23 protein-coding genes and 2 pseudogenes are annotated in these 24,275 nt (G+C 65.0%); 9 read left to right on the forward strand and 16 right to left on the reverse strand.

Annotation, left to right across the window (positions count from 1 at the left end; genetic code table 11):
- Both ACIQ42_RS03390 and ACIQ42_RS03395 read left to right on the forward strand, forming a co-directional pair.
- Positions 1-553, forward strand: a pseudogene (locus ACIQ42_RS03390) (aminomethyl-transferring glycine dehydrogenase subunit GcvPB); the annotation flags it as partial.
- Between the two features lie 129 nt (positions 554-682).
- Positions 683-1,078: a hypothetical protein gene (locus ACIQ42_RS03395; protein WP_397420811.1), complete on the forward strand. Its 396-nt coding sequence runs from the start codon at positions 683-685 to the stop codon at positions 1,076-1,078.
- Between the two features lie 68 nt (positions 1,079-1,146).
- On the opposite strand, the gene ACIQ42_RS03400 is transcribed toward ACIQ42_RS03395, so the two are convergent.
- The 9 genes from ACIQ42_RS03400 to ACIQ42_RS03440 all read right to left on the reverse strand — a co-directional run bounded on the left by ACIQ42_RS03400 (position 1,147) and on the right by ACIQ42_RS03440 (position 9,267).
- Positions 1,147-1,647: a F0F1 ATP synthase subunit B gene (locus ACIQ42_RS03400; protein ID WP_397420833.1), complete on the reverse strand. Its 501-nt coding sequence runs from the start codon at positions 1,645-1,647 to the stop codon at positions 1,147-1,149.
- Entirely contained in the window at positions 1,647-2,240 is a 594-nt protein-coding gene (locus tag ACIQ42_RS03405; RefSeq protein WP_397420812.1) for a hypothetical protein, read from the reverse strand. Before ACIQ42_RS03405 ends, ACIQ42_RS03400 begins: the two co-directional genes overlap by 1 nt.
- Positions 2,241-2,305: 65 nt before the next feature.
- Positions 2,306-2,530 carry a F0F1 ATP synthase subunit C gene (locus ACIQ42_RS03410; RefSeq protein WP_397420813.1) on the reverse strand — a complete coding sequence of 75 codons (225 nt, stop codon included), beginning with the start codon at positions 2,528-2,530 and terminating at the stop codon, positions 2,306-2,308.
- Positions 2,531-2,580: 50 nt separating this feature from the next.
- A complete protein-coding gene (locus ACIQ42_RS03415) occupies positions 2,581-3,366 on the reverse strand; it encodes a F0F1 ATP synthase subunit A (RefSeq protein WP_397420814.1) in 786 nt (261 codons plus the stop codon).
- Between the two features lie 16 nt (positions 3,367-3,382).
- Entirely contained in the window at positions 3,383-3,736 is a 354-nt protein-coding gene (locus ACIQ42_RS03420; protein WP_397420815.1) for a F0F1 ATP synthase assembly protein I, read from the reverse strand.
- A gap of 161 nt (positions 3,737-3,897) precedes the next feature.
- On the reverse strand, positions 3,898-7,341 hold the full coding sequence (locus tag ACIQ42_RS03425) for an AAA family ATPase (RefSeq protein WP_397420816.1): 3,444 nt from the start codon (positions 7,339-7,341) through the stop codon (positions 3,898-3,900).
- A 5-nt stretch (positions 7,342-7,346) separates the two neighbouring features.
- Positions 7,347-7,994 carry a DsbA family protein gene (locus ACIQ42_RS03430; protein ID WP_397420817.1) on the reverse strand — a complete coding sequence of 216 codons (648 nt, stop codon included), beginning with the start codon at positions 7,992-7,994 and terminating at the stop codon, positions 7,347-7,349.
- A 1-nt stretch (position 7,995) separates the two neighbouring features.
- Positions 7,996-8,616, reverse strand: a complete 621-nt coding sequence (locus ACIQ42_RS03435) for a DsbA family protein (protein ID WP_397420818.1) — start codon at positions 8,614-8,616, stop codon at positions 7,996-7,998.
- A gap of 114 nt (positions 8,617-8,730) precedes the next feature.
- Positions 8,731-9,267 (reverse strand): DUF721 domain-containing protein, encoded by a 537-nt coding sequence (locus ACIQ42_RS03440; protein WP_397420819.1) that lies wholly within the window; start codon positions 9,265-9,267, stop codon positions 8,731-8,733.
- Between ACIQ42_RS03440 and mutY the strand changes: the two genes are divergently transcribed.
- The 4 genes from mutY (at position 9,266) to ACIQ42_RS03460 (ending at position 12,392) form a co-directional block, all read left to right on the forward strand.
- Complete coding sequence (gene mutY / locus ACIQ42_RS03445; RefSeq protein ID WP_397420820.1) at positions 9,266-10,357, forward strand: A/G-specific adenine glycosylase; 1,092 nt, start codon at positions 9,266-9,268, stop codon at positions 10,355-10,357. The two genes, ACIQ42_RS03440 and mutY, sit on opposite strands and share 2 nt — an antisense overlap.
- 85 nt (positions 10,358-10,442) lie before the next feature.
- Positions 10,443-10,721, forward strand: a complete 279-nt coding sequence (locus ACIQ42_RS03450; protein WP_397420821.1) for an antitoxin of toxin-antitoxin stability system — start codon at positions 10,443-10,445, stop codon at positions 10,719-10,721.
- Positions 10,718-11,002 (forward strand): type II toxin-antitoxin system RelE/ParE family toxin, encoded by a 285-nt coding sequence (locus ACIQ42_RS03455; protein ID WP_397420822.1) that lies wholly within the window; start codon positions 10,718-10,720, stop codon positions 11,000-11,002. The genes ACIQ42_RS03450 and ACIQ42_RS03455 overlap by 4 nt, the downstream gene beginning before the upstream one ends.
- A 626-nt stretch (positions 11,003-11,628) precedes the next feature.
- A protein-coding gene (locus tag ACIQ42_RS03460; RefSeq protein ID WP_397420823.1) for an IS5 family transposase occupies positions 11,629-12,392 on the forward strand; the annotation gives its coding sequence in 2 pieces (ribosomal slippage) (positions 11,629-11,964 and positions 11,967-12,392; 762 coding nt in all).
- A gap of 431 nt (positions 12,393-12,823) precedes the next feature.
- Here ACIQ42_RS03460 and ACIQ42_RS03465 read toward each other — a convergent pair.
- The 6 genes from ACIQ42_RS03465 to ACIQ42_RS03490 all read right to left on the reverse strand — a co-directional run bounded on the left by ACIQ42_RS03465 (position 12,824) and on the right by ACIQ42_RS03490 (position 18,875).
- Positions 12,824-14,002 (reverse strand): MFS transporter, encoded by a 1,179-nt coding sequence (locus tag ACIQ42_RS03465; RefSeq protein ID WP_397420824.1) that lies wholly within the window; start codon positions 14,000-14,002, stop codon positions 12,824-12,826.
- A gap of 84 nt (positions 14,003-14,086) precedes the next feature.
- Positions 14,087-15,166: a site-specific DNA-methyltransferase gene (locus ACIQ42_RS03470; RefSeq protein WP_397420825.1), complete on the reverse strand. Its 1,080-nt coding sequence runs from the start codon at positions 15,164-15,166 to the stop codon at positions 14,087-14,089.
- A gap of 99 nt (positions 15,167-15,265) precedes the next feature.
- Complete coding sequence (gene sthA / locus ACIQ42_RS03475; RefSeq protein ID WP_397420826.1) at positions 15,266-16,738, reverse strand: Si-specific NAD(P)(+) transhydrogenase; 1,473 nt, start codon at positions 16,736-16,738, stop codon at positions 15,266-15,268.
- Positions 16,739-16,819: 81 nt separating this feature from the next.
- Complete coding sequence (locus ACIQ42_RS03480) at positions 16,820-17,434, reverse strand: ribonuclease HII (RefSeq protein WP_397420827.1); 615 nt, start codon at positions 17,432-17,434, stop codon at positions 16,820-16,822.
- Complete coding sequence (locus tag ACIQ42_RS03485) at positions 17,431-18,021, reverse strand: DNA-3-methyladenine glycosylase I (RefSeq protein WP_397420828.1); 591 nt, start codon at positions 18,019-18,021, stop codon at positions 17,431-17,433. The genes ACIQ42_RS03480 and ACIQ42_RS03485 overlap by 4 nt, the downstream gene beginning before the upstream one ends.
- A 50-nt stretch (positions 18,022-18,071) precedes the next feature.
- Positions 18,072-18,875: a YgfZ/GcvT domain-containing protein gene (locus ACIQ42_RS03490; protein ID WP_397420829.1), complete on the reverse strand. Its 804-nt coding sequence runs from the start codon at positions 18,873-18,875 to the stop codon at positions 18,072-18,074.
- 62 nt (positions 18,876-18,937) lie between these two features.
- On the opposite strand from ACIQ42_RS03490, the gene ACIQ42_RS03495 reads away from it, so the two are divergent.
- From ACIQ42_RS03495 to ACIQ42_RS03505, 3 genes are all read left to right on the forward strand, one after another.
- Positions 18,938-19,906, forward strand: a complete 969-nt coding sequence (locus ACIQ42_RS03495; RefSeq protein WP_397420830.1) for a glycosyltransferase family 9 protein — start codon at positions 18,938-18,940, stop codon at positions 19,904-19,906.
- Between the two features lie 269 nt (positions 19,907-20,175).
- Positions 20,176-21,954 carry a feruloyl-CoA synthase gene (locus ACIQ42_RS03500; RefSeq protein WP_397420831.1) on the forward strand — a complete coding sequence of 593 codons (1,779 nt, stop codon included), beginning with the start codon at positions 20,176-20,178 and terminating at the stop codon, positions 21,952-21,954.
- Positions 21,951-23,492, forward strand: a complete 1,542-nt coding sequence (locus ACIQ42_RS03505) for an acetolactate synthase large subunit (protein ID WP_397420832.1) — start codon at positions 21,951-21,953, stop codon at positions 23,490-23,492. The genes ACIQ42_RS03500 and ACIQ42_RS03505 overlap by 4 nt, the downstream gene beginning before the upstream one ends.
- Positions 23,493-23,550: 58 nt before the next feature.
- On the opposite strand, the pseudogene ACIQ42_RS03510 reads toward ACIQ42_RS03505, so the two are convergent.
- Positions 23,551-24,275: pseudogene (locus ACIQ42_RS03510) on the reverse strand (hypothetical protein); the annotation flags it as partial.

Consider the following 24,275-nt stretch of genomic DNA (forward strand, 5'->3'; position numbering starts at 1 on the left):
GGCCCAGGCGTTCGGGCGCATGTCGGCCTTCCACGGCCAGATGGGCATGTTCGTCCGCGCCTATGCCTATATGCGCAGCCACGGTTCCGACGGGCTACGCCAGGTCGCCGAGGACGCCGTCCTGAACGCAAACTACATCAAGGCCCGTCTGTCAGGCGCCATGAGCCCTGCCTTCCCGGATGGCCCCTGCATGCATGAGGCGTTGTTCGACGACGCCTGGCTGGAGGGGACCGGGATCACCACGCTGGACTTCGCCAAGGCTATGATCGACGAGGGCTTCCATCCGATGACCATGTACTTCCCGCTGGTGGTCCACGGCGCAATGCTCATCGAGCCAACTGAAACCGAGTCTAGGCGTGAACTTGACCGTTTCTGCGACGCCTTGCTGGCCCTGGCCAAGTCCGCCAGGGCGGGCGACGCGGACCGCTTCAAGGGCGCGCCGTACCTCGCGCCGTTGCGCCGGCTTGACGAGACCCTGGCCGCACGCAAGCCGAAGCTGGCGTGGCGGCCGGAGCCTGCCACTGTGGCGCCGACGCCATTGGCCGCCGAATAGATTCGGGGCACCGCGAATTCCTGGAACCGTGCCTTTACGAGTCGGCGGTACGAACGCATATGGAACGCGTGACGGCGGAACCTCCCCGCTCCGCCGTGCACTCCCCAGGTCTAAAAAGTGTCTTTCGCCATGCCATCGCTGCGCGTGCATCGCGCCACGGACGAGGTTGCCCGCGAGATTGCCGCGCGCGTGAAGCGTGTCGGAATGGTGCTGCTTGGCCTGTTGATCATCCTGGCCGGCGTCCTGATCTCCCCGCTGCCCGGCCCCGGTGGCATTCCGGTGATCGTGGTTGGGTTGATGATCGTTCTGAAGAACTCGTTCAAGGCCCGGCGCCAGTTCGTCCGCCTGCATCGCGCTCATCCGCGAATGATCTCGCCAATCCGGCGACTTCTACGGCGAGACCCGGAGTTCGTAGCCCTGTTCTACCAGCAATATCTTCGGGTTGAGAGGTTGCTGTTGCCACGAAAGATGCGTTTTGCGGTGAAGTTGCGACGCAGGAGCCGACGCAAGCCCGTCCGAGTGTGAGCGTAGACCAGCGGAAAAGAGATGGCCGGGTGCGACCACGTATGACCGCGCCCGGTTCCTTTAGGCGGCTACAGCTTGCTGGCCAGCTGCCCGATAGCCTTATCGATCAACGGATCAGACGTCGCTCCGACGAGCCGCCGTTTCAAAATCTGCTCCGCCATCTGGGCCGCAAGCTCTGCCGCCGCAGCCTTCACATCCGCCGCAGCCTGTGCTTCTGCAGCCTGAATCCGCTGCTCCGTCAGCCTCTGGCGACGAATGAGACTTTCTTCGAGCTTTGCCTTGGCTTCAGACTCAAACATTCGGACTTGCTCGCCGGCTGCGAGAAGCATTTCCTCCGCCTGCCGCCGCGCGGCGTCGCGCTCGGCATGTAACTCGGCCACGAGACGCTGAGCTTCATCGCGAATTCGTGCTGCCTCATCCAGGTCCGCCTTGATTGTGCTGGCCCGGGCGTCCAACGCCGCCGCGATGGTGCGGGGGGCCTTGGCGACAAAAATTACTATGGCAAGGAAGAGAAGGAGGCCTACGCCGACCCAGAACTGGGCTTCGACCGGATTCAAAAAAGCAGGCATCACGCTAAACTTTCTGCGGCCTTGGTCTCCGCTTCCGAGATCGGTTTACCTGTAAGCTTGGTAACGATATCCGCAGCGGTTTCGCTTGCAACGTCTCGAACATTGGCCATAGCCGACTCCCTAAGCCCACGGATCCTGACTTCGGCCGCCTGGATGCGGGCGGCAAGTTCAGCGTCCTGTCGAGATTGAGTACTGGCCATATCATCAGACGCCTTGGTCCTTGCGTCAGCAACAAGTTTGCGCGCATCGACGCGGGCTTTATCGATTTCAGCCTTCACAGCCTGGGCTTTGTCGTCGGACTCGACCTGGGCGCGTCGAGCCTCCGCCAAGGCGTCACCGATCGTCTTCGCGCGGACATCCAATATGGCTCGAAACCTGGGGACAAAAACCCGTGCAAACAGGACGTACAGGATCGCGAACAGAATGAGGAGCCAGACAATCTGGCCGCCCCAGAACTCGAACCGGAACTGCGGCAAGCCACCGCCGCTCTCCGGATGCCCGACCGCTTCAGTTGTCCCGCCATGGGCCCCGGTAGCGGTCGCGACATAAGGCACCGCATCGACGGAAGACGCAGATTGAGATTCAGTAGCCATAAGGCTCGCAAGTCCTTTTGATCAGCCCACGAAGCGCCGCTTAGTAGCCGTGGGCGTGCGAGGGCCTAGCTGAAGAGGATGAGCAGGCCGAGCACGAAGGCCAAGATGCCCAAGGCTTCGGTCAAAGCCGCGCCCAGGATCAGATTGGTGAACTGCCCGGCGGCGGCCGACGGGTTACGCGTGGCGCCCTGCAAGAATCCACTGAACAGGGTCCCCACGCCGATGCCTGCCCCGATCATGCCGAGGGTCGCGAGGCCCGCGCCGATGAACTTAGCTGCTTCCGCTTCCATGGTGTAATCGTCCTACTGAGAAGTTGAGAGTGAAGGGTGAAAGTCGACCGTCAGTGATGATGATCGAGGTTAACGACGTCGTTGAGATAAACGCAGGCGAGAACCGCAAAGACGAAGGCTTGGAGGAACGCAACCAGAAACTCCAGCGCCGTGAGCGCGACGACGCCACCCAGCGATAGCATTGCGCCGGGAATAGCGAGGAGACCCAGGCCGCCCCCTGCGGCCAAAGTGCCCAGGGATATAACAAAGCCCGCAAAAACCTTCAGAGCGACGTGCCCTCCGAGCATGTTTCCGAACAAGCGAAGCGCCAGTGTAACCGGACGCAGGAGGAACGAAATGAACTCGATCGGCGTCACCAGTATCAGCATATACCAAGGTATACCGGCCGGGACGAATAGCTTGTACATGTTCGCACCATTGCGAACAAAACCAATAACGAGCACGAGCAGAATCGTCATTGCTGCAAGTGTTGCCGTTACGGCCAATTGCGACGTAGCTGTAAAGACCAAGAAGAGGCCCAAGACATTCATCGCAAGAATAAAGATGAATAAGGTAAAGACGAAGGGAAAGAACTTCTTTCCTTCATCCCCAATGATCGAAGTCGTCAGATTGTCGATATAGCCAAGCGCCGCTTCACCAACCATCTGAAGACGCCCAGGAACGACATCGCCCTTGGATGTCGCCAGCGCGAAAAATCCGACGACTGCCGCAGCCGCCAGGGTCATGGCCAGAGTCGAGTTCGTAAGCGCCATATCAATGACGCCCACGCCCGGGACCGTGAAGTCCGGCAGATCCACGATCTTGTGAATCTCGAACTGATGCATCGGGTCGGCCATGCCGCCTCGAACTCCTTCAATCGTCTTCTTCGTCGTCGGGTGGCAAATCCCGTGCAGGGCCAAGTTCCCGTTCGAGATCGGCCGACATCTTTCGAGCCGAACCAACCGCCATCCAGATCGACACGCCGAAGCCCACCAGGACCCCGACGATCATTCCCCAAGGTTGCGTTCTAGCCAGCACATCAATCGCGGCGCCGAAACCCAACCCTACGAACAGCCCCCCCAACAGAACGCCGAGGAGCCGATAACCATAACCCGCTGCCTTGACGCCATAGTCCTGCGGAACAGGCACAGCGCGAGCTTCCAGAGCTCCAGCCCGAGCGCTCAGGTTCCGAAGCGCTTCGTCGCGCATCTCGTCATCCGGCGTCATGGTATGAAGGCCTCTCGACCCGTAACCCCGCTAAGCCCGGGGCTTCAGGACGGGCGGAAACTATAGACGACGCTGCAGTGCGTCAAGGCTAGGCGTATTTCGATCAACATCCTGATTTTATTTGACTTTCCATCCACGCCAACATTGCTTCCGCTGAAGCCCTACTGTGCAGCCATCGCCTCGGCCTGCCTGAGGTCCACCGACACCAGTTGCGAAACGCCGCGCTCGGCCATAGTCACGCCGAACAGGCGATCTGTCCGCGCCATGGTCACCGGGTTGTGGGTAATGATGATGAAGCGGGTCTCTGTTCTCCGACACATCTCGTCCAGCATGTTGCAGAATCGGTCGACATTTGCGTCGTCAAGCGGAGCATCCACCTCGTCCAGCACGCAGATCGGCGACGGCTGGGCCAGGAATACGGCAAAGATCAACGCCGCCGCCGTCAGGGCCTGCTCGCCGCCACTCATGAGGCTCATGGTGGCCATGCGCTTGCCGGGCGGGCAAGCGTAGATCTCGAGGCCCGCTTCCAGCGGATCATCCGATTCGACCAGCCGTAGCTCGGCCTGCCCGCCCTGGAACAGGGTTGAGAACAACGTCTTGAAGTGTTCGTTGATCACCAGGAAGGCGGCGTTCAGCCGCTCACGGCCCTCGCCATTCAGTTCGTCGATGCCCTGGCGCAGGCGGGTGATGGCGCCGGTGAGGTCGGCGCGTTCGACATTCATGGCCTCAATGCGGACGGATAGCTCGGCGGCTTCCTCCTCGGCTCGCAGGTTCACCGGGCCGATGCCCTCGCGCTGGCGCTCCAGAGCGAAGAGATGCGTCTCCATGCCGTCCGCATCGGTCGGGATCGCCACGGCCTCGTCGGAGAGCTTGCGAGCAAGCTCCTCTGGTTCCATCCGCGAGGCTTCACGGATATTGGCCGCCACCTCGCCCAGGCGCTGAACTGCGGCTTCGGCATGAGCCGCGAGGCTGGCGCGAAGCTCGCGGGCTTCCGACGCGGCGGCCTCACAGGCGCGCAGGGCCCGATCCGCCTCGGCGCGCTCTTGGTCTCCCGCGGCGAGGGCATCCGAGGTTGCCGCACGGCGCGCCTCCGCCATCGCCAGCTCGTCCAGCAACACGCTCCGGCGCGCCTCCAGGGTGCTCGGAGCCTGGCGAGCCGCGTCCAGCACGGCCACGGCCTTCACGCGGGCTGCGGACAGTTGCTCTACCCGGCGGCCGGCGGCGGCGGCGCGGCGCGTCCAGTCCTCGTGTTCACGGGTCAGGGTCTCCAGGCGCCGCGTGCGACTGTTGCTGTCGCGAAGCTCATGCTCATAGGTCGCCCGGGCCTCGGCGGCGGCTTCCCGGGCCGGCGCGGCAGCTGCGCGGGCGATCGCCAGCCGGTTTGCCAGATCGTCTGCGCCCTCGCTCGCCACTATCGCGACGTCGGCGGCCTTGAGCTGTGCTTCATGTTCGGCAAATTCAGCGTCGAAGCGAGCGATCAGGTCATCCAGCGACGCCGCCCGGGCTTCCTTGAGCGCCGCCTCGCGATCAAAGCGCTCCAGCGCGGACCTCGCCTGGGACGCTTGTTGCTCAAGAGGCGCTGGCGCGCGCCGCGCAGTGCGCAGCATCTCCTCGGCCCGAGCGAGACGCGCGGCGGCGGCGGCGGCGGCGGCGCGCGCTGTCCCCACCCGCGGCGACAGGATCTCGATCTCGTGCTCCACCTCGGCCAGGCGGGTCTTCTGTTCCAGCCGCACGGCAGCGGGACGGGGAGCGTCCGCGCGGGCCGTGAAACCATCCCAGCGCCAGAGATCGCCCTCGCGCGACACCAGCCTGCCGCCGGGCGCCAGGGTCTTCTGCAGGCGCTCTCCGTCTACCCGATTCACAAGGGCGACGTGGGCCAGCCGGGCGGCCAATGCACCAGGCGCCTTGACCAGAGGACCCAACGGCGAGGCGCCTTCTGGCCAGGTGGGCGGCAAAGGCTCGCGCCCGCCCCAGTAGGCCGGCGCTGCGGGATCGAGTGCGGCGTCCAGATCGTCGCCCAAGGCTGCAGCCAGCGCGCGCTCGTAGCCCCGGTCCGGGGACACGGAGTCCAGCGCCGGTGTAAACCCGCTTCGCCGCGCCTGGGCCACCAGCGCCGCCAGCGCCCGGGCCTCCGCCGTTAGCCGGCCCAGTTGCTCATCCTGTTTGCGGGCTGTCTCGCGCAGCGCGGATTCCGCGGACGTGGCTGCCGCGCGTTCCGTCTCGGCGTCGTCAAGCGCCTGACGCGCCGCCGCCAGAGCAGCCTCTGCGACAGCCAGCTGCGTCCTCGCCTCGGCAGCGCGCGGGTCTTGGGATGTCGCCAGCGCTTCGCGTTCCTGCCGGGCCTGATCCAGGGCGCGCAGGGTGCGCGATAACCGTATCTGCGCCTCTTCCAGACGCGTCTGGGCGCCGCGCTGCTCGGCCTCCAGCGCCGCTGCCTCGGAGGCCAGCCGTTCAACCGCCGCGTCAGCCTCGGCGCGCGCGGCCTCGGCAGATCGGGCCAGCGCTTCCAGTTGCGGAGCACGCGCCGGCGCGGCCGCGATCAGCGCCTGTAAGGAGGCTAGATCATCAGACAGGCTGGCCAGAGCGGCCTCGGCGTCCTCCGTGATATGCGCCTCGCGCGCGGCGTCTGCGTCCGTTCGCTCCAGGTCGCCTGTCAGCCGGGCCAATTCGGTGGCGTAGACTTCTGCCTCCCGGTCAATGCGGTCCTTGTCGATGGCAAGCTTGTGCTGGATCGCCGCGGCGATGGTCTCGGCCTCGCGCAGTGGCTTCAGCGCCTCGTCCGCCGCAGAGGCGCGGGTCGTCGCCGCTGCGGCCGCGCGTGCCGTGGACTCAACGGACCGGATCGCCGTCTCGACCTCGCCGACCAGCCGTTCGGCCGCGACCTTGGCCTGCATCCAGCGAGCATAGAGTACAGCACTCTGCAGGGCGCGAATTTCCGCCGAAAGCTTCTTGTAGCGTTCCGCCTGGCGAGATTCGCGCTTCAGGCGGCCCAGATTGCCTTCCAGTTCGCGCGCCACGTCCTCGAGACGGGTGAGGTTGGTCTCCGCCGCACGCAGACGCAGTTCGGCCTCATGGCGACGGGAATGCAGGCCTGAAACGCCCGCCGCCTCCTCAAGCAAAAGCCGCCGATTTTGCGGCTTGGCCGCGATCAGTTCCGAGATCTGGCCTTGCCGGACCAGCGCGGGAGAATTCGATCCCGTCGAGGCGTCGGCGAACAACAGCTGGACATCGCGCGCCCGCACCTCCCGCCCGTTGATCCGGTAGGTAGAACCGTCGCCTCTGTCGATGCGGCGGACGACCTCGATGACAGGGTGGTCATTGAAGGCTGCCGGCGCACGATGATCGGCGTTGTCGATGGTCAGCGAGACCTCGGCGTGATTGCGCCCGGTCCGGTTGGCTGCCCCGGCGAAGATCACATCGTCCATGCCGCCGGCCCGCATGGCCTTGGCGGAATTGGCGCCCATCACCCAGCGCAGCGCTTCCAGCAGATTCGACTTGCCGCAGCCGTTTGGCCCGACAATCCCCGTGACTCCGGGTTCGATCCGAAACTCGGTCGGTTCGACAAAGGACTTGAAGCCCGTGAGCCTGAGTCGCTGGAAGTGCACGAAAGTTAGCGGCCTCCCCCGGATTTCGGCGTCAGCGCCCTGGCGATGGCGGCGTCAAGATCGGCCATATCAGGCACCCGATCACCGGCCAGCCTCACGCCATTGACGAAGAAAGTCGGGGTGGAGTTCACCTTGTCTGTGTCCGTAGCGTACTGAACCCGCGCCTCCAGCGCCCGAAGGGCCGCCTCATCCAGGAGGCAGGCCTCAAACTGCGCCTCGCTCAGGCCATTGGCTTTGGCGATGTCCAGGAATATGGCCTTGATGTTCCCGCCCTGCCAGCGCGACTGGCTGCGCAGCACCTGGTCAATGATCGGGAAGTAGCGGGTCCCGCCGTTGCAGCGCGCCATCAGTACGCCTGCGACTGCAAGTTGCTGGGGCGCGGTCAGGAGTTCGCGGGCCGTGTAGAAGACCTGTCCCGTATCGATGTACTTCGCCTTGAATGCCGGAAAGACCTCGGCGTTGAATTGCGCGCAATGCCCGCAGGTCAGCGACATATATTCGACCACATGAACTCGGGCTTTGGAGTTCCCGAGGTTCATGTCTCCCGGCGCGGCAGGCCAGGCCTTCTTAGCCGCCCAGGCCGGCGACGCCGCTGTCGCCGCCAAGCCGGCAAGGAACGCCACCGAGCGCCGCCGGGTTAGGGTCGCAGACATATTACTTCCCGGCCGCGGCCACAGCGGCATCGAGTTCCTCAAGGGTCATCTCACCCTCACTGGCCTTCTTGCCATTGATGAAGAAGCTGGGCGTGGAGGATACGCCGCGCTGAACGGCGGCGTCGACCCGGGCGGCAATGGCCTTCTGCGCCGTTTCGTCATTCACGCAGGTGTTGAACTGGGCCTCGGTCATGCCGGCCGACTGGGCGACCTTCAGCAGGGTTCCCCGCGCGTCACCGGTCCGGAACATCTCCTCCTGGCTGCGGAACAGGGCGTCGATGACGCTGAAGTACTTTTCCTTGCCGGCGCAGCGGGCCGTCAGAAACCCGGCGACCGCCACAGCCTCGGGCGGAGTGATGAACTCGTGGAAGGTATACTGGACCTTGCCGGTGTCGAGATACTTGGCCTTAAAGGCCGGGAAGACGTCATTGTTGAATCGGCCGCAGTGGCTGCAGGTGGTGGAGGCGTACTCCTCGACCTTGATCGGCGCATTGGCGTTGCCGAGTGTCATGGCGTCCGCAGACGCGGCGCCGCCGGTTCCGGCATTGTTGCATCCAGCCAGGGCGAGGGCCGCGCCGGCGGCGGCCACGGCCATCAGGAAGCGGCGGGTAGGGATCGTCATCTGGGGCCTTCCGGTTCTGAATGAAGGATTAAAGCGCGATTCCCGCGAGACGGCACAAACCCTCTCGCAAAAGCCGACGCCGGAACCTGCGGATTAGACCGCGGCGGATGTGTGTCAACTGCCGCTGCGGCGCAGAACACCTCGACCAAGCGTGATCAGGGCATCCTTCAGGCGGCCCTCCGGCGCGCGGGAGAGGCTTTCCATCAGTTCAGCCTCGGTTGCCGCGTCCAGCGGAGCCTTGCGCCGGGGCGGTGGTGTCTGCTCGGCCCTGCGAAGCGGGCCCTGCACGATCCGCAGCTTACCGACGGCGTCCGCACCGAGGAACACATTGACCCGGGCCAGAATGTCCTGTGCCTGATGCTGGATAATCGCTGCGGAGGGTCCGGCCACGCGGATTTCAAGCGATGAGGGCGCGCCATTACGACCCTTGATTAGCTTCAGGGGCTCGGTGCGGCGGGCGATGTCAGCGCCGACGATCTCGCGCCAGCGGGCGATCAGCGCAGAGGCCCCTTGGCCAAAACGGCCATCCAGGTCCTTCATGAACCCCCGCAGCGCCCGGCTGGCCGGGGGTGGCGGGCGATGCAGCGGCCGGGTCCGTTTCTCTTTGAGAATACGGAGAGTGTCCTCGACATCGGGCAAGCGTCGGCGCATGGCCTACCCTACCGCGGAGACCGCAGGGATGGTAGGCGGGTTTGTGCAGCCTGATCATCTCCGCGCCCAGCTCCTGTCTTGGTACGACGCCAACGCGCGGCACCTGCCCTGGCGGGTAGGGCAGCAGGATCATGCGACCGGCGTGCGGGCCGATCCCTATCGCGTCTGGCTGTCGGAAGTGATGCTTCAGCAGACCACTGTGCCGCACGCGACGCCCTATTTCCTAGCCTTCACCGAACGCTGGCCAACCGTGGCGGATCTGGCGTCAGAGGCCGACGGCGAGGTCATGGCGGCCTGGGCTGGGCTCGGCTACTACGCCCGCGCCCGGAACCTGCTGGCCTGTGCGCGGGCCGTGTCGAACGACCACGGAGGCGTTTTTCCGGATACGGAGGAAGGCCTGCGCGCCCTGCCTGGCCTGGGGCCCTATACCGCCGCCGCCGTGGGCGCGATCGCCTTTGACCTGCCCACCAATGTCGTCGACGGCAACGTCGAACGGGTAATGGCGCGGCTGTTTGCCGTCGACGCGCCGTTGCCGAACGCCAAGCTGGAGTTGAAGCGTCTGGCCGGGGAGCTGGTGCGCAGCCAGCGGCCCGGCGACTGGGCGCAAGCCCTGATGGATCTGGGCGCCACGGTGTGCAAACCGAAATCGCCGCTATGCGAGCGGTGTCCGGTGTCGCGCCACTGCGCCGCGAAGGCTGAGGGAGCTCCGGAGACCTACCCCCGACGCACGGCGAAAGCCGCGCGGCCGCATCGGTTTGGCGTGGCCTATGTTCTGACGCGTGGCGATGAGGTGGCGCTGGTGCGTCGCCCGCCAAAGGGGCTGCTCGGCGGCATGCTGGCCCTGCCGACCAGCGAATGGCGGGCCAAGCGTTGGAGCGAGTCTGAAGCGATTGGGGCGGCGCCCGCGCCAGTTAAGTGGCGAAGCGCAGGCGAGGTGGAACACGTCTTCACCCATTTCAGCCTGACCCTGCAGATCCTGCGGGCTGAGGGTGATGCTCAAGATGTGATCTGGAGCCCGCACCGCGACATGGGGGGCCTGCCCAGCGTTTTCCTGAAGGCGGCGCGGGTCGGGCTATCCAGCGCGGCGTGATTTTCGGATTGGATGTCTAGATTGACAGAAAACGTAGTGACAACGTATATATCAATTGACCTACGATAGCCTAGGAAACGCACGAATGCCCAAGGATGCTGTCTTTACCATGAAGCTTGAGCCAGAACTTCGGGATCACTTCATGGCGGCAGCGCAGGCGAGCCACCGACCAGCCTCTCAGGTGGTACGCGAACTGATGCGGGAGTTCGTCGAGCGTCAGCAGGAAGCCGAAGGCTATGACGCTTTCCTGGGTCGCAAGATTGCTGCCGCACGCAAGTCCGCGGAGGCCGGGCACGGCCGATCCGATGATGCCGTTGAGGCCGACTTCGCCGCGCGGCGAGCCGCCGTCGCCCGCGATCAGTGAGGGTTGTCTGGACCCCGGAAGCCGAACGCGACCGTGGCGACATCTGGCTCCACATTTCCGCCGACAATCCGGCGGCCGCCGTTCGTGTTGATGCGGCATTCAGTGATGCGGCGCGCAGCCTCCGGGACCTGCCCGCGCGGGGACGACCGGGTCGGGCGCCCGGAACGCGGGAACTGATTCCGCTGGGGATCTACCGTCTGGTCTATGAGGTCAGGGACGACACCGTCTGGATCCTGGCCCTTGTCCACACCGCACGGCTTTGGCCACCCGAGGTGAGTTAACGTCTCTTCGTGGATCGTCAGCGTCCGCTTTCGATACTTCTTTGGCGGATGGGATTTCCCGGTTCGATACTACGGCAGCGCCGGATGCCCGCATTTACGACAAGGCCGCGAGCCCTGGGTTTGCAGCGCTTCCGGAGTTTCGTAGGCTGCAAGCATTGTAGAGTTTGTCGGCCTAGCATTTCTTATCTGGATCACGGCGATATTCATCGCCACGTGGATCGCCAGTTTGCGTACAGGCGTTACACCGCTGATCGGCCCTTATGTCCGAGTGCGACGAGAAACCAACCGCGTCGGCTGTTTTGCTGCGGTGGCTTTGCTCTTCATTCCGGCGGCGGCGGGTGTCGCTCTGTCAGCGACATTCTTCAGAATGGCATTCCCCCATCAGCAGATTCCTTCACCGCCGGCAAAGGGCTACGCACAGCCTCCACGATCGACTTCTGAGCCAAATGGCTATTTCCCAACGGCGCTGACACGTACGATGTACAAATGTGGCGCTTTCCCGAAGGCCATTCCTCTGCTCAGCCCCCCGGAGGCCGCTTGGTACTCACAAGCGCTAGGAGCTGTGGACTCTAGGGATTCCGGTATCGAGCGGATCGTGATTCAAGGCTTCTCTTTGGGAGGTGACCTTGGGTGTGATGGATCGGCTGGTTCTGAGTGATGACCAGTGGGAGCGCATAGCGCCGCTGATCATCGGGCGCCCGGATCAGAAGGGCTCGACCGGGCGCGACAACCGGATGTTCGTCGAAGGAGTTTTGTGGATCGTGCGGACGGGGTCGCCCTGGCGCGATCTGCCTGAGGTGTTTGGAGACTGGAACAGCGTCTTCCGGCGCTTCAGTCGATGGAGCGCCAAGGGCGTCTGGTGGCGGATCTTCGAGGCGATGTCCGGCGATCCGGACTTCGAGTACCTCATCGTCGACTCCACCATCGTGCGCGCCCACCAGCATGCGGCGGGTGCTAAAAAAGGGGGTCTGAAGATCAGGCCATCGGCCGCTCGCGCGGCGGCCTGAGCACCAAGATCCACATGGCCGTCCGAGGCCTGGGCTGTCCTGTCCGCTTCCACCTGACCGCCGGCCAATTGGGCGACGCTCCCCAGGCCGGGCAGCTGATTGAAGGCCTGCCCGCCAGGATCGTCATGGCCGACACCGCCTACGACGCCGACCACTTCCGCCAGGCGATCGCCGACAAAGGTGCGCTGGCCGTCATCCCCAACAACCCTTCACGCGCCCTGAAGCACCCGCTCGATATGCACCTCTACGCCCAGCGCCACCTCGTCGAATGCTGCTTCTCAAAGCTTAAGCAGTACCGACGTGTCGCTACACGCTTCGAGAAGACCGCCAGGAACTACCTCGCCGTCGTCACCATCGCCGCCATCGCTCTATGGCTACAATAAGTGTCCACAGAACCTAGCGGCAGCGGGCGAGCCTTCGCTAATCCCCACCCTGACGCCCGACAAGACTGCGGTTAACGTCTATCGGTTCACGTGGCTTCGATCATTCGACAAGCCGATAGTTGTACGAATCCAGGAAGGAACCGGAGGGACGCTTTTGATGACGGCGTCTCGCCTATCCGGGCGCGGCGGAGACGAGCTTGGGAAGGTCGAGTCTCGGATGGTAAGAAAGCTGACCGCTTCCGAGGCGAGGCAGTTTGTCTTTGCGCTCAACGGAACGAACCGGCTCAAGCTTAAGGCGGTGAGTTGCGACAGTGGGTATGATGGTGCGCAGTGGATTTTCGAGGCGGTGGATAAGGGCGCTTACCGCTATGTCAACCGATGGTCACCGAAGACAGGTTCAGTGCGGGCGCTGGGTACGAGTATGCTGAAGTTCACCGGTTGGGTATCTGACGCGGATTACTAATGTCCGTCCCCGGAAACACGAACAGCAGCACGCTGAACCCCACCGCCGACATCATCAGCGCCGTCGCCGGAATGGCAGGCACGCCGTAGCTGGCGAGGGCGACGCCGCCCAGGGTCGCGCCCAGCGCCTGGCCCATTGAGAACACCGAGCCGTTCAGCGCCAGGGCGACGGGTGCGCCGTTGGTCAGCTGGATCAGGCGCGACTGGGTGACGGGCGAGATCGAGAACAGGGCCGCAGCAGCGAGGAAGATCGCAAGCGCCACCAGCGCATCACTGGCCCAGCCCCTTGGCAATAACTGGTGTGTTGCGGCCAGATGCAGGCTCATGGCGCAGGCCTGTATGGCAATGCCCTGCAAGATCCACGACTTGCCGGCGCCACGATCAGCGGCGCGTCCGCCCAGCCAGAGGCCGACGGCGGCTCCCACGCCGATCATGGCCTGGAAAAACGCCACGCCGGCGCCGGTGATGCCTGTGCCCACCCGCACAATGGGCGCGATGTAGAGGTTCAGCGTCATGTTGGCCGCGAAGGTCAGGAAGCTGGTCAGGTAGAGGGGCCAGATACCGGAGAACTCAACGCGCCCGCCTTCCCGCTTCGGCGGGGCCGGCACGCGGGGCAGGAAGAAGATCACGCCGATGAGCGCGATGGCGGCCAGAGCGGCGGCGACGAGGAAGGTGGCGCGCCAATCGAAGATCGCGCCGACAACGCTACCGATGGGGATCCCGACAACAAAGGCCAGAGTCATGCCGCCGGACACCATCGCCAGCGCCGAGCCCCTTCGCTCCGGGGGGACCAGCGACGCCGCAGCGACGCTGGCGGCCGGCCCGGAAATAGAGCCCGCCAGACCCGCCAGGGCGCGCAGCACCAGCAGGGCCTCGAAGTTTGACGCCAGGCTGCAGGCCAAATGCAGGACCAGGGCCAAACTCAATCCCGTGATCACCACCAGCTTGCGGTCCAGTTGCCCCAGCGCCCAGGCGGCGACAGGCCCGAGCAGGGCGGAGGAGAGCACATAGGCGGTCTGGAGCTGGCCGGCGACGGCAGTCGACACGCCCAGGTCTTTCGCCATCGGCTCGAGCAGCCCTGCGAAGATGAACGCTGCAGAGCCGAACGCGAAGGTACAGAGCGTGAGCACAAGGACGCGCGGGTTCATGCCTGCCGTCTGCCCATACCCGCGACTCCCCGAACCTTTTGTAAGGGTGGTTTGGAATGCCCTCGAGGTCCAGCCCCAGCAGGCTCAGACCGGAAGCTGCGCCCGCACCTTGGCCCTGAGCACGTCGATGGGGGCCAGGCCCTTGTCGGTCTTGAAGTGCCAGTAGGTCCAGCCGTTGCAGGCCGGAGCAGACTGAACCATCGCGCCCATCTTGTGGATCGAACCCGAAAGCTCACCAACCACCAGGCTGCCGTCAGGCCGGACACGCGCCGCGTGGCGGCCCTTGGGGTCATAGAGCAGGTCACCTGCCTGCAGCAGACCGGCCTCCACCAGACTGCCGAAGGGCACCCGCGGTTCGGACCGGCGCGATCCTGTCACCAGCAGTTCCTCGGCCGTGGCCGGGATAACCTTGGCGATCCGCGCTTCAGCGATTGCGGCGTAGCCCTCATCGCGTTCGATGCCGATAAACCGGCGACCCGTCCGCCGCGCCACGGCGCCCGTCGTACCGGTACCGAAGAAGGGATCCAGGATGATGTCGCCCGGCCTCGTCGAGGCCATGATCACCCGGTGCAGCAGAGCTTCGGGCTTCTGTGTCGGATGCGCCTTGGTCCCGGTTTCGTCCTTCAAGCGCTCGTCGCCGGTGCACAAGGCGAACGTCCAGTCCGAGCGCATCTGCAGCTCGTCATTGGCCATCTTCATGGCGTCATAATTGAAGGTGTAGCGCCGCCCGCCTCGCGATTTGGACGCCCAGATCAGGGTCTCGTGCGCATTGGTGAAACGGGTGCCCTTGAAGTTCGGCATCGGGTTCGACTTGCGCCAGACGATATCATTCAAAATCCAGAAGCCCAGGTCCTGCAGCGCCACGCCGCAGCGGAAGATGTTGTGGTAGCTGCCGATCACCCAGAGGGCGCCGTCGTCCTTCAGGACACGCCGGCATTCCTTCGTCCAGGCCCGGGTGAAGGCGTCATAGGTCTCGAAGCTCTCGAATCGGTCCCAGTCGTCGTCGACCGCGTCGACCTTGGAATTGTCCGGACGCAGCAGGTCGCCGCCCAGCTGAAGATTGTAGGGCGGATCAGCGAAGACGAGGTCGACAGACTTGTCCGGAATCGTCTTGAGCGCCTCCAGGCAATCGCCCCGCAGGATGGTGTCGACCGGCAGGCCCATGACTTCAAGTCCCTGAAACAGAAGATGAGAGTCTGCGCTTACATGGTGAACGGGCCGTCAACGGTCATGGTGAACGAGGCGTAAAGGCCGGGCCGAGGCTCAGCCGTTCACCACCCGGATCGCACGCTCAAGGCTCTGCTCTGTCACCCGGACGCTGGCCTGTTGCTTGGGCATGCGGTTCCAGGCGTCCAGCGCGGCCACCTTATAGGCCTCGGCAAGGGTCGGATAATTGAAGGTGTTCTCCACGAAGTAGTCGAGCGTGCCTTCCAGATTGAGCACCGCCTGCCCGATATGGATCAGCTCGGTGGCCCCCTCGCCTACGATGTGGACGCCAAGAAGGCGCCGCGTCTCGAGCGCGAACAGCATCTTCATGAAGCCCGTGCCGATGCCCATGATGTGACCGCGGGAGGTCTCACGGAACCGCGCCACGCCACACTCGTAAGGGATCCCGCGCTCGCGCGCCTGTTCCTCGCTGAGGCCGATTGTGGAGATTTCAGGCACCGAATAGATGCCATAGGGGAAGAATTCTGGCGCCGCCTGGATCGGCTCCTCGAACGCGTGGCAGGCGGCGATCCGACCCTGCTCCATGGATGTGGACGCGAGGCTGGGGAAACCCACGATGTCGCCCGCCGCATAGATGTGCGGGGTGGCGGTCTGGAATGTGGCCTTGTCGACCGTCAGGCGTCCCCGCTCGTCGGTCTCAAGGCCGCAGGCCGGTAGATTGAGCGCATCGATGGCGCCTTCGCGGCCCGCCGAGAACAGCACCATGTCGGCGCGTAATTCACGACCGTCTTCCATGGACACCAGGCAGCGGCCCGGACCCTGGACCTTCGCGGCGGTCACCCTGGCGTTGAAACGGATGGTGACACCGCGATCGCGCAGGTCATGGACGAATTCATCGGCCAGTTCGCGATCCAGGAACGGCATCATCGAAGCGTTGGGCTCGATCACGGTGACCTTCACGTCCAGCGTGCTGAAGATCGAGGCGTACTCCATCCCGATCACGCTGGCGCCCACCACCACCAGCTGGCGTGGAATGCGGGTGAGGTCGAGGATCTCGTCGCTGTCGACGATGTTCTCGCCGTCAAATTCAATGTGTTTGGGCCGATAGGGGCGAGTGCCGACAGCGATCACGAACCGATCGGCGCTGAAGGTCATCACACCGTCAGGGCCATCCACGGTGATCGTCTTTGGGTCAACGAACCGCGCCGAGCCGATGATGGTGTCCACCCGGTTGCGGGCGAACTGGTGCTCCAGGACCTCGACCTCATGGTGCAGGGTGATTTCCAGGCGCTTGCGCAGGTCTTCTGCAGTGATGTCCTGCTTGGCCCGATAGGCCTTGCCGTAGAAGCCGCGCTCGCGCCAACCCGACAGGTTCAGCACCGTCTCGCGCAGGGTCTTGGACGGGATTGTGCCGGTGTGGACCGAGACGCCGCCGACCCGGCGGCCGCGCTCGATTACCAGAATACGCTTGCCGAACTTGGCGCCCTGGACCGCAGCCCGGCGACCTGCAGGTCCACTACCGATCACGATCATGTCGTAGTGGGTTTGACCCTTTTGGGTAATCGACACGCATCCCCTCCGGCTTCTGCTGGACGTGGCGATCATAGCGGCGGGATGTTAAGGTAACCTTGGCGTTGAGCAACGCGGGCGTCAGCCGCCCAGCAACGCCCGGATTGGCGCCCAGCTTCGCCGATGAATCGGGCTGGGTCCAAGCCGCGTCAGCGCCGCCACATGGCTGGCCGCGTGATAGCCCTTGTGGCCGGCGAAACCGTAGCCGGGATAGAGCGCGTCCATCTCCACCATCAGCCGGTCGCGCGCGACCTTGGCCAGGATCGAGGCTGCGGCGATGGACAGCGACTTTCCATCTCCGCCCACGACGGGGGTTACCGGGCAGGGCAGAACGAACCGGTAGTTGCCGTCTACCAGGGCATGGGCGGGCGTGATCTTCAGCGCCTCGACCGCGCGGCGCATGGCCAGGCCTGTCGCCTGCAGGATGTTGAGCGCGTCGATCTCCTCGACGCTGGCGAAGCCGACGCCCCAGGCGAGCGCGGCGGCCTTGATCTGCGGCTCCAAGGCGGCGCGCGCCCGCTCGGTGAGCTTCTTGGAGTCGTTCAGACCGTCTGGAGTTCGCGCCGGGTCGAGGATCACTGCCCCGGCGCTGACCGGTCCCGCCCACGGGCCCCGTCCTGCTTCATCGACGCCACAGACCACCGACCCGCTCAGTGCACTTTCCAGAGCCAGATTCGGCCCGGTTGTTTCCCTCACCGTACCAGCGCCTTCACTCGCTCATGGCAATGACATTGGACGAAGTGGTCATTGACCATGCCCACGGCCTGCATCCAGGCATAGACGATCACCGGCCCGACGAACTTGAACCCCCGAGCCTTCAGCGCCTTGGAAACCTCCACCGCCAGCTCGGTCTGGGCTGGAACCTCGCCGAACCCGGTCCAGCGGTTCTGGATCGGCTTTCCGCCGGTGAACCCCCAGCAGAACTCCGAGAAATCCTCGCCCCGGTCGCGCATGGCCAGGTAGATCTTAGCGCTGCTGATGGCCGCATCGATCTTGGCGTTGGAGCGCACAATGCCGGCGTCAGCCATGAGCCGCGCCCGGTCGGCCTCGCCGTAGAGCGCCACCTTCTCGGGATCGAAATTGTCAAAGGCCGCGCGGAAGGCGTCGCGTTTGCGCAGGATGGTGATCCAGGCCAGCCCCGCCTGAAACCCGTCAAGCACCAGCTTTTCCCAGAGCGCGCGGCTGTCGTACTCGGGCACGCCCCATTCGGTGTCGTGATAGGCCTCGTAGACCGGGTCGCCGGCCATGCCGCGCCATTCGCATCGGATCAGGGATTGCGTCATGGGGGCAGTCTCGCAGCAGCCGGAGCGCCTAGACAAGGGGGATCAGGCCGTCATCCGAGCGCTTGGTCAAGCCAGTCCGGACGTGCAACCTCGACGGTGCGACCCTCGGAAGTGAGACCGCCAGCCTCCGCCCGGTCCAGCCGCATCAGGGCCATTGCCCGCCCGTCTGTACCTGAAAGCACCTCGCCCGCCCGCAAGTCGCCTGCCAGCACTTCGGTTCCCGGGGCGGGCGCCGCGCCGTCGAACACCAGCGGCAGCATCCGGCTCTTGATCACGCCCCGCCGCTTCATGCGCGAGGTGGTCTCCTGGCCGACGAAGCAGCCCTTCCTGAAGTCGATGCCGTTCAGGAGGTCGAAGTTGGCCTCGATTGGATAGGTCTTCTCGCTGCCCCAGTCCGCAGAGCCTGGCACGCCCATTGAAAGCCGATGTGCGTCATAGGCCGCCTCGTCGGTGGTCGGGCCCAGGGCGCCGTATGCGCGCCAGCCAAGTGGATCGAGCCGCGAATCTCGGAGCCAGCCTCCCGGCGCGTCGTCGCCCCAGGCCGCATAGACCCGGGTCTCCGACGCGGCGAGCTCCACCTTGGCCCGCAGGCGATACAGGGTCAGTTTCTGCAGCAAGGCGTCGCGATACTCCGCCGCCACGTCCAGCAGCGCGCCATCACCCTGACCCACCACGAACAGGTCGTAGAGAAGCCGCCCCTGCGGCGTCAGCAATGCAGCGAAGCGGACCTCCCCGTCGGCCAGGCTCTCGACATCCTGTGTCAACAGACCCTGCAGAAAGCTCCGCCAATCGGGTCCGCCTACCGTGATCAGGGCCCGGCTCGGAAGATGCGCAATCGAAAGGCTGGCGGTCATGACAGCAATCTGGGGCCGCAGGCAGTGGAGCGCCAGAGCCTCAATGCCTATAGAAGCAGACGATGCCCTCCGCGCCTGGTTTTCCGATCCTGTTCATCACCGCCACGCGGATCGGCGACGCCGTGCTGTCGTCCGGTTTGATCAAGCGTCTCGCCTATGAAATCCCGGGCGCCCGCTTCACCATCGTCGCCGGCCCGGCCGCTGTCCCGCTGTTTGCCCATGTGCCGGGCCTGGACCGGATCATCACGCTCGAAAAATCGAAAAGCGGCAGCCACTGGTTCCGGCTCTGGCGGGAGGTGCGAAAGACGCGGTGGGGACTGGTCGTCGACCTTCGGGGATCGCGGATCGCAAGCCTGCTTGGTCCTCGCCGCCGGGCGGTCCATCACAAGACCGGCCAGCCGCTACACAAGGTGCTGGAAGCGGCGCGGACGCTGAAGATCGAGGACGATCCAGCAGCCCCTCATATCTACACCAGCCCCGGCGTCGAGGCCTACGCAGACGAGTTGACCCTCGGCGCCGGCCCCATCCTGGCCATGGCGCCGGCCGCCAACTGGATCGGCAAGACCTGGCCGGTCGAGCGCTTCAGTCAGGTAGCCATGACCCTGTTGCACGGTCACGGGCCGATGGCGGGGGGGCGGTTGATGGTGCTTGGGGGTCCTGGCGATGAAGCCCTGGCGATGTCGCTCAAGGACTCCGCAGGTCGGCGTTTCATCAATCTGGCCGGCAAGGTGGATCCCGTCACGGCTTTTGCATGCCTGAAGCGCGCCCGGCTGTTCATCGGCAATGACAGCGGGGCCATGCATCTGGCTGCAGCGGCGGGCGTTCCAACCATCGGATTGTTCGGGCCCTCGGACGACAGGCTCTATGCGCCCTGGGGGGAACTGACCCGCGTCGTAAGGGGTCCGCGCAGCTACGACCAGATCCGGGCGGCAGATCCGAATTTTGACCAGGCGATCTGCCACATGATGGACCTGCCGGTGAAGACTGTGGTCGCCGCTGCCGAGACGCTGATCAGGCAAACCGAAACCTGACCGACCAGGCCGCAAGCTGTCGCCTCCCCGGGGGGGCTTGCGCGTCTTTCCCTCGGCGCAGGTGTTGCACCGTCAGACCAGAGTAACCCGGCCATGAAGTGCATGCCCTCAGTGGCGGATATACAGATGGCTGGCGCACGGGTGGCCGACGACGCGGCCCCGACCCGGGCGCAGCGGATCCCCTTGAGGGCCGGCGGCGGGGTCAGGGGCCACCCGAAAGCAGACACCCGGGCTTCCCTTTTTGCGCCCGCGCCCGTAACGCTCGATCCATGGACGCTGAGCTTCGCCCCTCCACCGCCCCATTCCGTGATCCGCTCTATGCGCCAAGGCGGCTGGACGTTGTGGAGCGACCGGGCGGCGAATTCGTCCTGACCAATCCCACGCAGTTTTCCGAGGATCACCAGACAACCACGGCGTCTCTGGCGCATTGGGCGATCATTGCCCCGGATCGATTGTGGCTGGCCGAGCGCTCCGGTTCAGGCTGGCGGACGCTGAGCTTCGCCGAGGCGTGGCAACGGATCACAGCGCTGGCCGCCGGATTACAAAGCCTCGGCGTTGTCGCAGATCGCCCGCTGCTGATCCTGGCGCGAAACACCATCGACCACGCCCTGATCACCTATGCCGCGATGAGCCAGGGGATGCCCGTGGCGCCTGTGTCGCCCCAGTATGGCCTTCCCGGCGCAAATCTGGCGCGCCTGACCCATGCGTGTCAGGTGCTGAACCCGGCGGCGGTCTATGTGGAAGACGCGGGCTTGTTTTCAGATGGCCTCTCAGCGGACGCACTCGCCGGCCTGCCCGTCATCGCCAGCCTCAATCCGCGTGCTCAGGATGTGCCGCTCTCGCGGCTTTACCGCGAAGGCTCCGTCGCGGCGACGGCGACACCCGACCAGCATGCCAAGTATCTCCTGACCTCAGGCTCCACAGGCCTGCCCAAGGCGGTGATCTGCACCCACTACGGCATGAGCATCAACGCCGCCCAGATCGAGGCCTGTTTCGTCGATCCCGATCCGCCGATCATGGTCCACTCCGCGCCCTGGAGCCACAGCCTCGGTGGCAATGCGATACTGCATATGGCCGCGCGCAGGGGCGGCACGGTCTATATCGACGCTGGCCAGCCGACGGCCGCGCGGTTCGGCGAGACGGTGCGGAACCTGAAGGAGATTTCGCCGACCTATCAGAACATGGTGCCCGCCGCCTGGATGCTGTTCGCCGAGGCACTGGAGGCTGACGACCAGCTGGCGCGGACCTTCTTCGAGCGGGTGCGACTGCTGCAGTACGGCGGCGCAGCGCTGGGTCAGGCGACGGCTGACCGGATCCAGGCTGTCGCCGTGCGGACCATCGGCCATCGTATCAGCTTCGGGTCGGGTTATGGCGCGACAGAGACCGGGCCCACGGCCTGCAACGTTCATTGGCCAAATGCACGGATGGGCATGATCGGGCTGCCGTTGCCAGGTACTTCGGTCAGGCTGGTGCCAACGGCTGGCAAGCTGGAGTTCCGGGTCAAGGGCCCGCAGGTTTCGCCGGGATATCTAGGGCAGCCGGAGGTGTCGGCGGCCGCCCGCGACGAGGAGGGCTTCTACAAGGTGGGGGATGCCGCACGCTTTGTGGACCCCGAGGAACCCACCGCCGGCATGATCTTCGACGGCCGCATCTCGGAGAACTTCAAGCTGATCTCCGGCACTTTCGTGGGCGTCGGCGAGCTGCGACTGGACGCAATCGGAGCAATTGGTGACGCCGTGACCGACGCAGTCGTCTGCGGCGAGGGCGAGTCAGCAGTGGGTCTCTTGCTCTATCCCAATCCCACACTGGCGCGCGACCAGGTCGAAGCCGCCGTCCGCACCGGCCTGACCGCCCACAACGCCCGCGCCAAGGGGTCCGGCGGCAAGGTGGCTCGCGCATTGGTCCTACCCGCTCCGCCAGACCCCAATACCGGCGAGATCACCGATAAGGGCTACATCGCCCAGAGTCTCGCCCGCACCCGATACGCCGAAGACGTAAGGCGGCTCTTCGCCGTTCCCGCCCCTCAAGATGTGATGGTGTTCCAATGAACGGCGCCGACGCCCTGATCGCGACCCTGGTGGCCAATGAGGTCACCGCCTGCTTTGCCAACCCCGGCACCTCCGAGATGCAGTTCGTCGCCGCCCTGGACGGCGTGCCGGCGATGCGCCCTGTGTTGTGCCAGTTCGAGGGTGTCGCGACGGGCGCCGCCGATGGCTACGGCCGGATTGCGGAAAAACCGGCCTGCACCCTGCTGCATCTGGGGCCCGGATACGGCAACGGCGTCGCCAACCTGCACAACGCGCGTCGCGCCTATACGCCGATCGTCAACGTCGTGGGCGACCACGCCACCTATCACCGCCAGTACGATGCGCCGCTGAACTCCGACATCGCGACCTTGGTGAAGCCCAATTCGATCTGGGCGAAGTCCGCCGACAGCCCCGAGACCGTCGCCAGCCTCACGGCCGAGGCGGTGGCCGCCAGCTATGGCCCGCCGGGTGGCCCCGTCAGCCTGATCCTGCCAGCGGATTCAGCCTGGCTGCCGGCCAGTGGCGAGCCTGTCCTGGCCCAGAAGGCCGTGCGGCCCGCCCCTTCCGGCGAGGCCGTAGACGCTGCCGCCCGGGCGATCAGGGCGGCGAAGAAGCCAGTCATTCTGCTGGGCGGCCAGGCCTGCAGCGCAGAGGCGATCCATCAGGCAGGACGCCTGCAGGCCGTGGGCGTAACGATCTACACCGACACCTTCGTCGCCAGGCAGCCGCGCGGCGCCGGCGGATTTGCGCCAAAGAAGATGCAGTATTTCGGCGAGCTGGCGCTGGCGGAACTGGAGGGTGTCGACCTGATGGTTTTCGCTGGCACGACCATGCCAGTCGCCTTCTTTGCCTATCCAAACCGGCCCAGCGTGCTTGTGCCCGACGGCTGTAGCACCCTGTCCCTGTCCGCACGCGCCGAAGACGCTGTTGCAGGTCTTGCAGCCCTTGCCGATGCTCTGGGCGCTCCGGCGACGGGGCAGGTCCAGGCCCTGAGGCTGCCCGATGCGGCGCCATCGGGGGCATTGAACGCCCATCTGGCGGGAGCCTCCATCGCGCGCCACATGCCGGAGTGCGCGATCATCTGCGATGACGCCGTGACCTCCGGCGCCGGCGTCTCGGCCGCCACCCTGACGGCACGGCCACATGATGTTCTGGCCCTGACCGGCGGGGCCATCGGCATCGGACTGCCGCTGGCGATCGGGGCTGCCGTGGCGGCTCCGGACCGCAAGGTGCTCAGCCTCAATGGCGACGGCGCAGCGATGTACACAATCCAGGCTCTTTGGACGATGGCGCGTGAAAACCTCGACATCACTGTCGTGGTCTTCGCCAACTACACCTACCGCATCCTCAATATCGAGATGCAGCGCACTGGCGCGGGCGAGGCCGGCCCTTCTGCGCGCAAGCTTCTGGACCTTGGCGAACCCAACATCGACTTTGTTTCCGTCGCCAGGGGCCTTGGCCTGCCGGCCGTCAGTTGCTCGACCGCTGAAGATTTCGACAAGGCCTTCGCCGGCGCCATGGGCCAGCGCGGGCCGATGTTTATCGAAGCGAAGATCTGACGAAAAAGGCCCGCGACGTCGCCGTCGCGGGCCTCTCGTCATTCAGCTCACACCGGGATCAGGTGTTGCCGGGCAGCTTGCAGTTGCCGGCGAACGCACAGCCCACGGCCCGGACAGCCGACACGGCGGGCGCACTTTCATACTCGAGCATATAGCCCTTCAGTTTGTCGGCGCAGGCGACCTCGACGTAGGTGGTGCCCTTCTCGGTCTTGCCGACGACGCGCGAGTTAGACACCTCACACGAGTTCACGTTGTTCTTCTTGAGGTCGGCTGTGAAGGCCGCAAACCCGGGATCCTTGGTCATGGAGCACCGGAACCCCGTGATCGGCGCGCGGGTGCAATCCACGATCAGGTTGCCCTTGCCACCCGGACGGAAGCTTCCGATCACGCCGGAGCCGTCCTTGCAGACCATCTCGACGTTCTCTTCGCCGGGCTTCGGCGGGAACAGCGCGTAGCGCGCGACTTCACAGGTCGAACCCGCAGCCTTGGCGAGTTTGGTGTAGAGCGCAGCCTGTTCGGTGAGGGCCTCACGGGCATCCGTCAGCTCGCAGCCCCCAAGGATGTTGGTGGCCTTGGCGCATTCATAGGTATCGGCGAGCGCACCTGAAGCGGCGGCCTTGTAGATGTAGCCCTTCCCGTCCTGACATGAGGCCTCGTAGTAGGTGGAATTGTCCCTGGCCGTGCCGACGAAGCGACGATCCTTGATCACGCAACCGTTGTTGGCCGCAGCGGCGAACTTGTCGACCACCAGCATGCGGGTCGCCCGATCAGTGATCGTACATT

The sequence above is a fragment of the Phenylobacterium sp. genome, assembly GCF_044372605.1.
GTDB lineage: Bacteria > Pseudomonadota > Alphaproteobacteria > Caulobacterales > Caulobacteraceae > Phenylobacterium.

Excerpts from the sequence above, each read along its gene's own strand:
- ACIQ42_RS03395 (WP_397420811.1), top strand. The coding sequence starts at position 683 with ATGCCATCGCTGCGCGTGCATCGCGCCACGGACGAGGTTGCCCGCGAG.
- ACIQ42_RS03400 (WP_397420833.1), bottom strand. The coding sequence starts at position 1,647 with ATGCCTGCTTTTTTGAATCCGGTCGAAGCCCAGTTCTGGGTCGGCGTA.
- ACIQ42_RS03405 (WP_397420812.1), bottom strand. The coding sequence starts at position 2,240 with ATGGCTACTGAATCTCAATCTGCGTCTTCCGTCGATGCGGTGCCTTAT.
- ACIQ42_RS03410 (WP_397420813.1), bottom strand. The coding sequence starts at position 2,530 with ATGGAAGCGGAAGCAGCTAAGTTCATCGGCGCGGGCCTCGCGACCCTC.
- ACIQ42_RS03415 (WP_397420814.1), bottom strand. The coding sequence starts at position 3,366 with ATGGCCGACCCGATGCATCAGTTCGAGATTCACAAGATCGTGGATCTG.
- ACIQ42_RS03420 (WP_397420815.1), bottom strand. The coding sequence starts at position 3,736 with ATGACGCCGGATGACGAGATGCGCGACGAAGCGCTTCGGAACCTGAGC.
- ACIQ42_RS03430 (WP_397420817.1), bottom strand. The coding sequence starts at position 7,994 with ATGTCTGCGACCCTAACCCGGCGGCGCTCGGTGGCGTTCCTTGCCGGC.
- ACIQ42_RS03435 (WP_397420818.1), bottom strand. The coding sequence starts at position 8,616 with ATGACGATCCCTACCCGCCGCTTCCTGATGGCCGTGGCCGCCGCCGGC.
- mutY (WP_397420820.1), top strand. The coding sequence starts at position 9,266 with ATGGCCTACCCTACCGCGGAGACCGCAGGGATGGTAGGCGGGTTTGTG.
- ACIQ42_RS03440 (WP_397420819.1), bottom strand. The coding sequence starts at position 9,267 with ATGCGCCGACGCTTGCCCGATGTCGAGGACACTCTCCGTATTCTCAAA.
- ACIQ42_RS03450 (WP_397420821.1), top strand. The coding sequence starts at position 10,443 with ATGCCCAAGGATGCTGTCTTTACCATGAAGCTTGAGCCAGAACTTCGG.
- ACIQ42_RS03465 (WP_397420824.1), bottom strand. The coding sequence starts at position 14,002 with ATGAACCCGCGCGTCCTTGTGCTCACGCTCTGTACCTTCGCGTTCGGC.
- ACIQ42_RS03470 (WP_397420825.1), bottom strand. The coding sequence starts at position 15,166 with ATGGGCCTGCCGGTCGACACCATCCTGCGGGGCGATTGCCTGGAGGCG.
- ACIQ42_RS03485 (WP_397420828.1), bottom strand. The coding sequence starts at position 18,021 with ATGACGCAATCCCTGATCCGATGCGAATGGCGCGGCATGGCCGGCGAC.
- ACIQ42_RS03490 (WP_397420829.1), bottom strand. The coding sequence starts at position 18,875 with ATGACCGCCAGCCTTTCGATTGCGCATCTTCCGAGCCGGGCCCTGATC.
- ACIQ42_RS03495 (WP_397420830.1), top strand. The coding sequence starts at position 18,938 with ATGCCCTCCGCGCCTGGTTTTCCGATCCTGTTCATCACCGCCACGCGG.
- ACIQ42_RS03500 (WP_397420831.1), top strand. The coding sequence starts at position 20,176 with ATGGACGCTGAGCTTCGCCCCTCCACCGCCCCATTCCGTGATCCGCTC.
- ACIQ42_RS03505 (WP_397420832.1), top strand. The coding sequence starts at position 21,951 with ATGAACGGCGCCGACGCCCTGATCGCGACCCTGGTGGCCAATGAGGTC.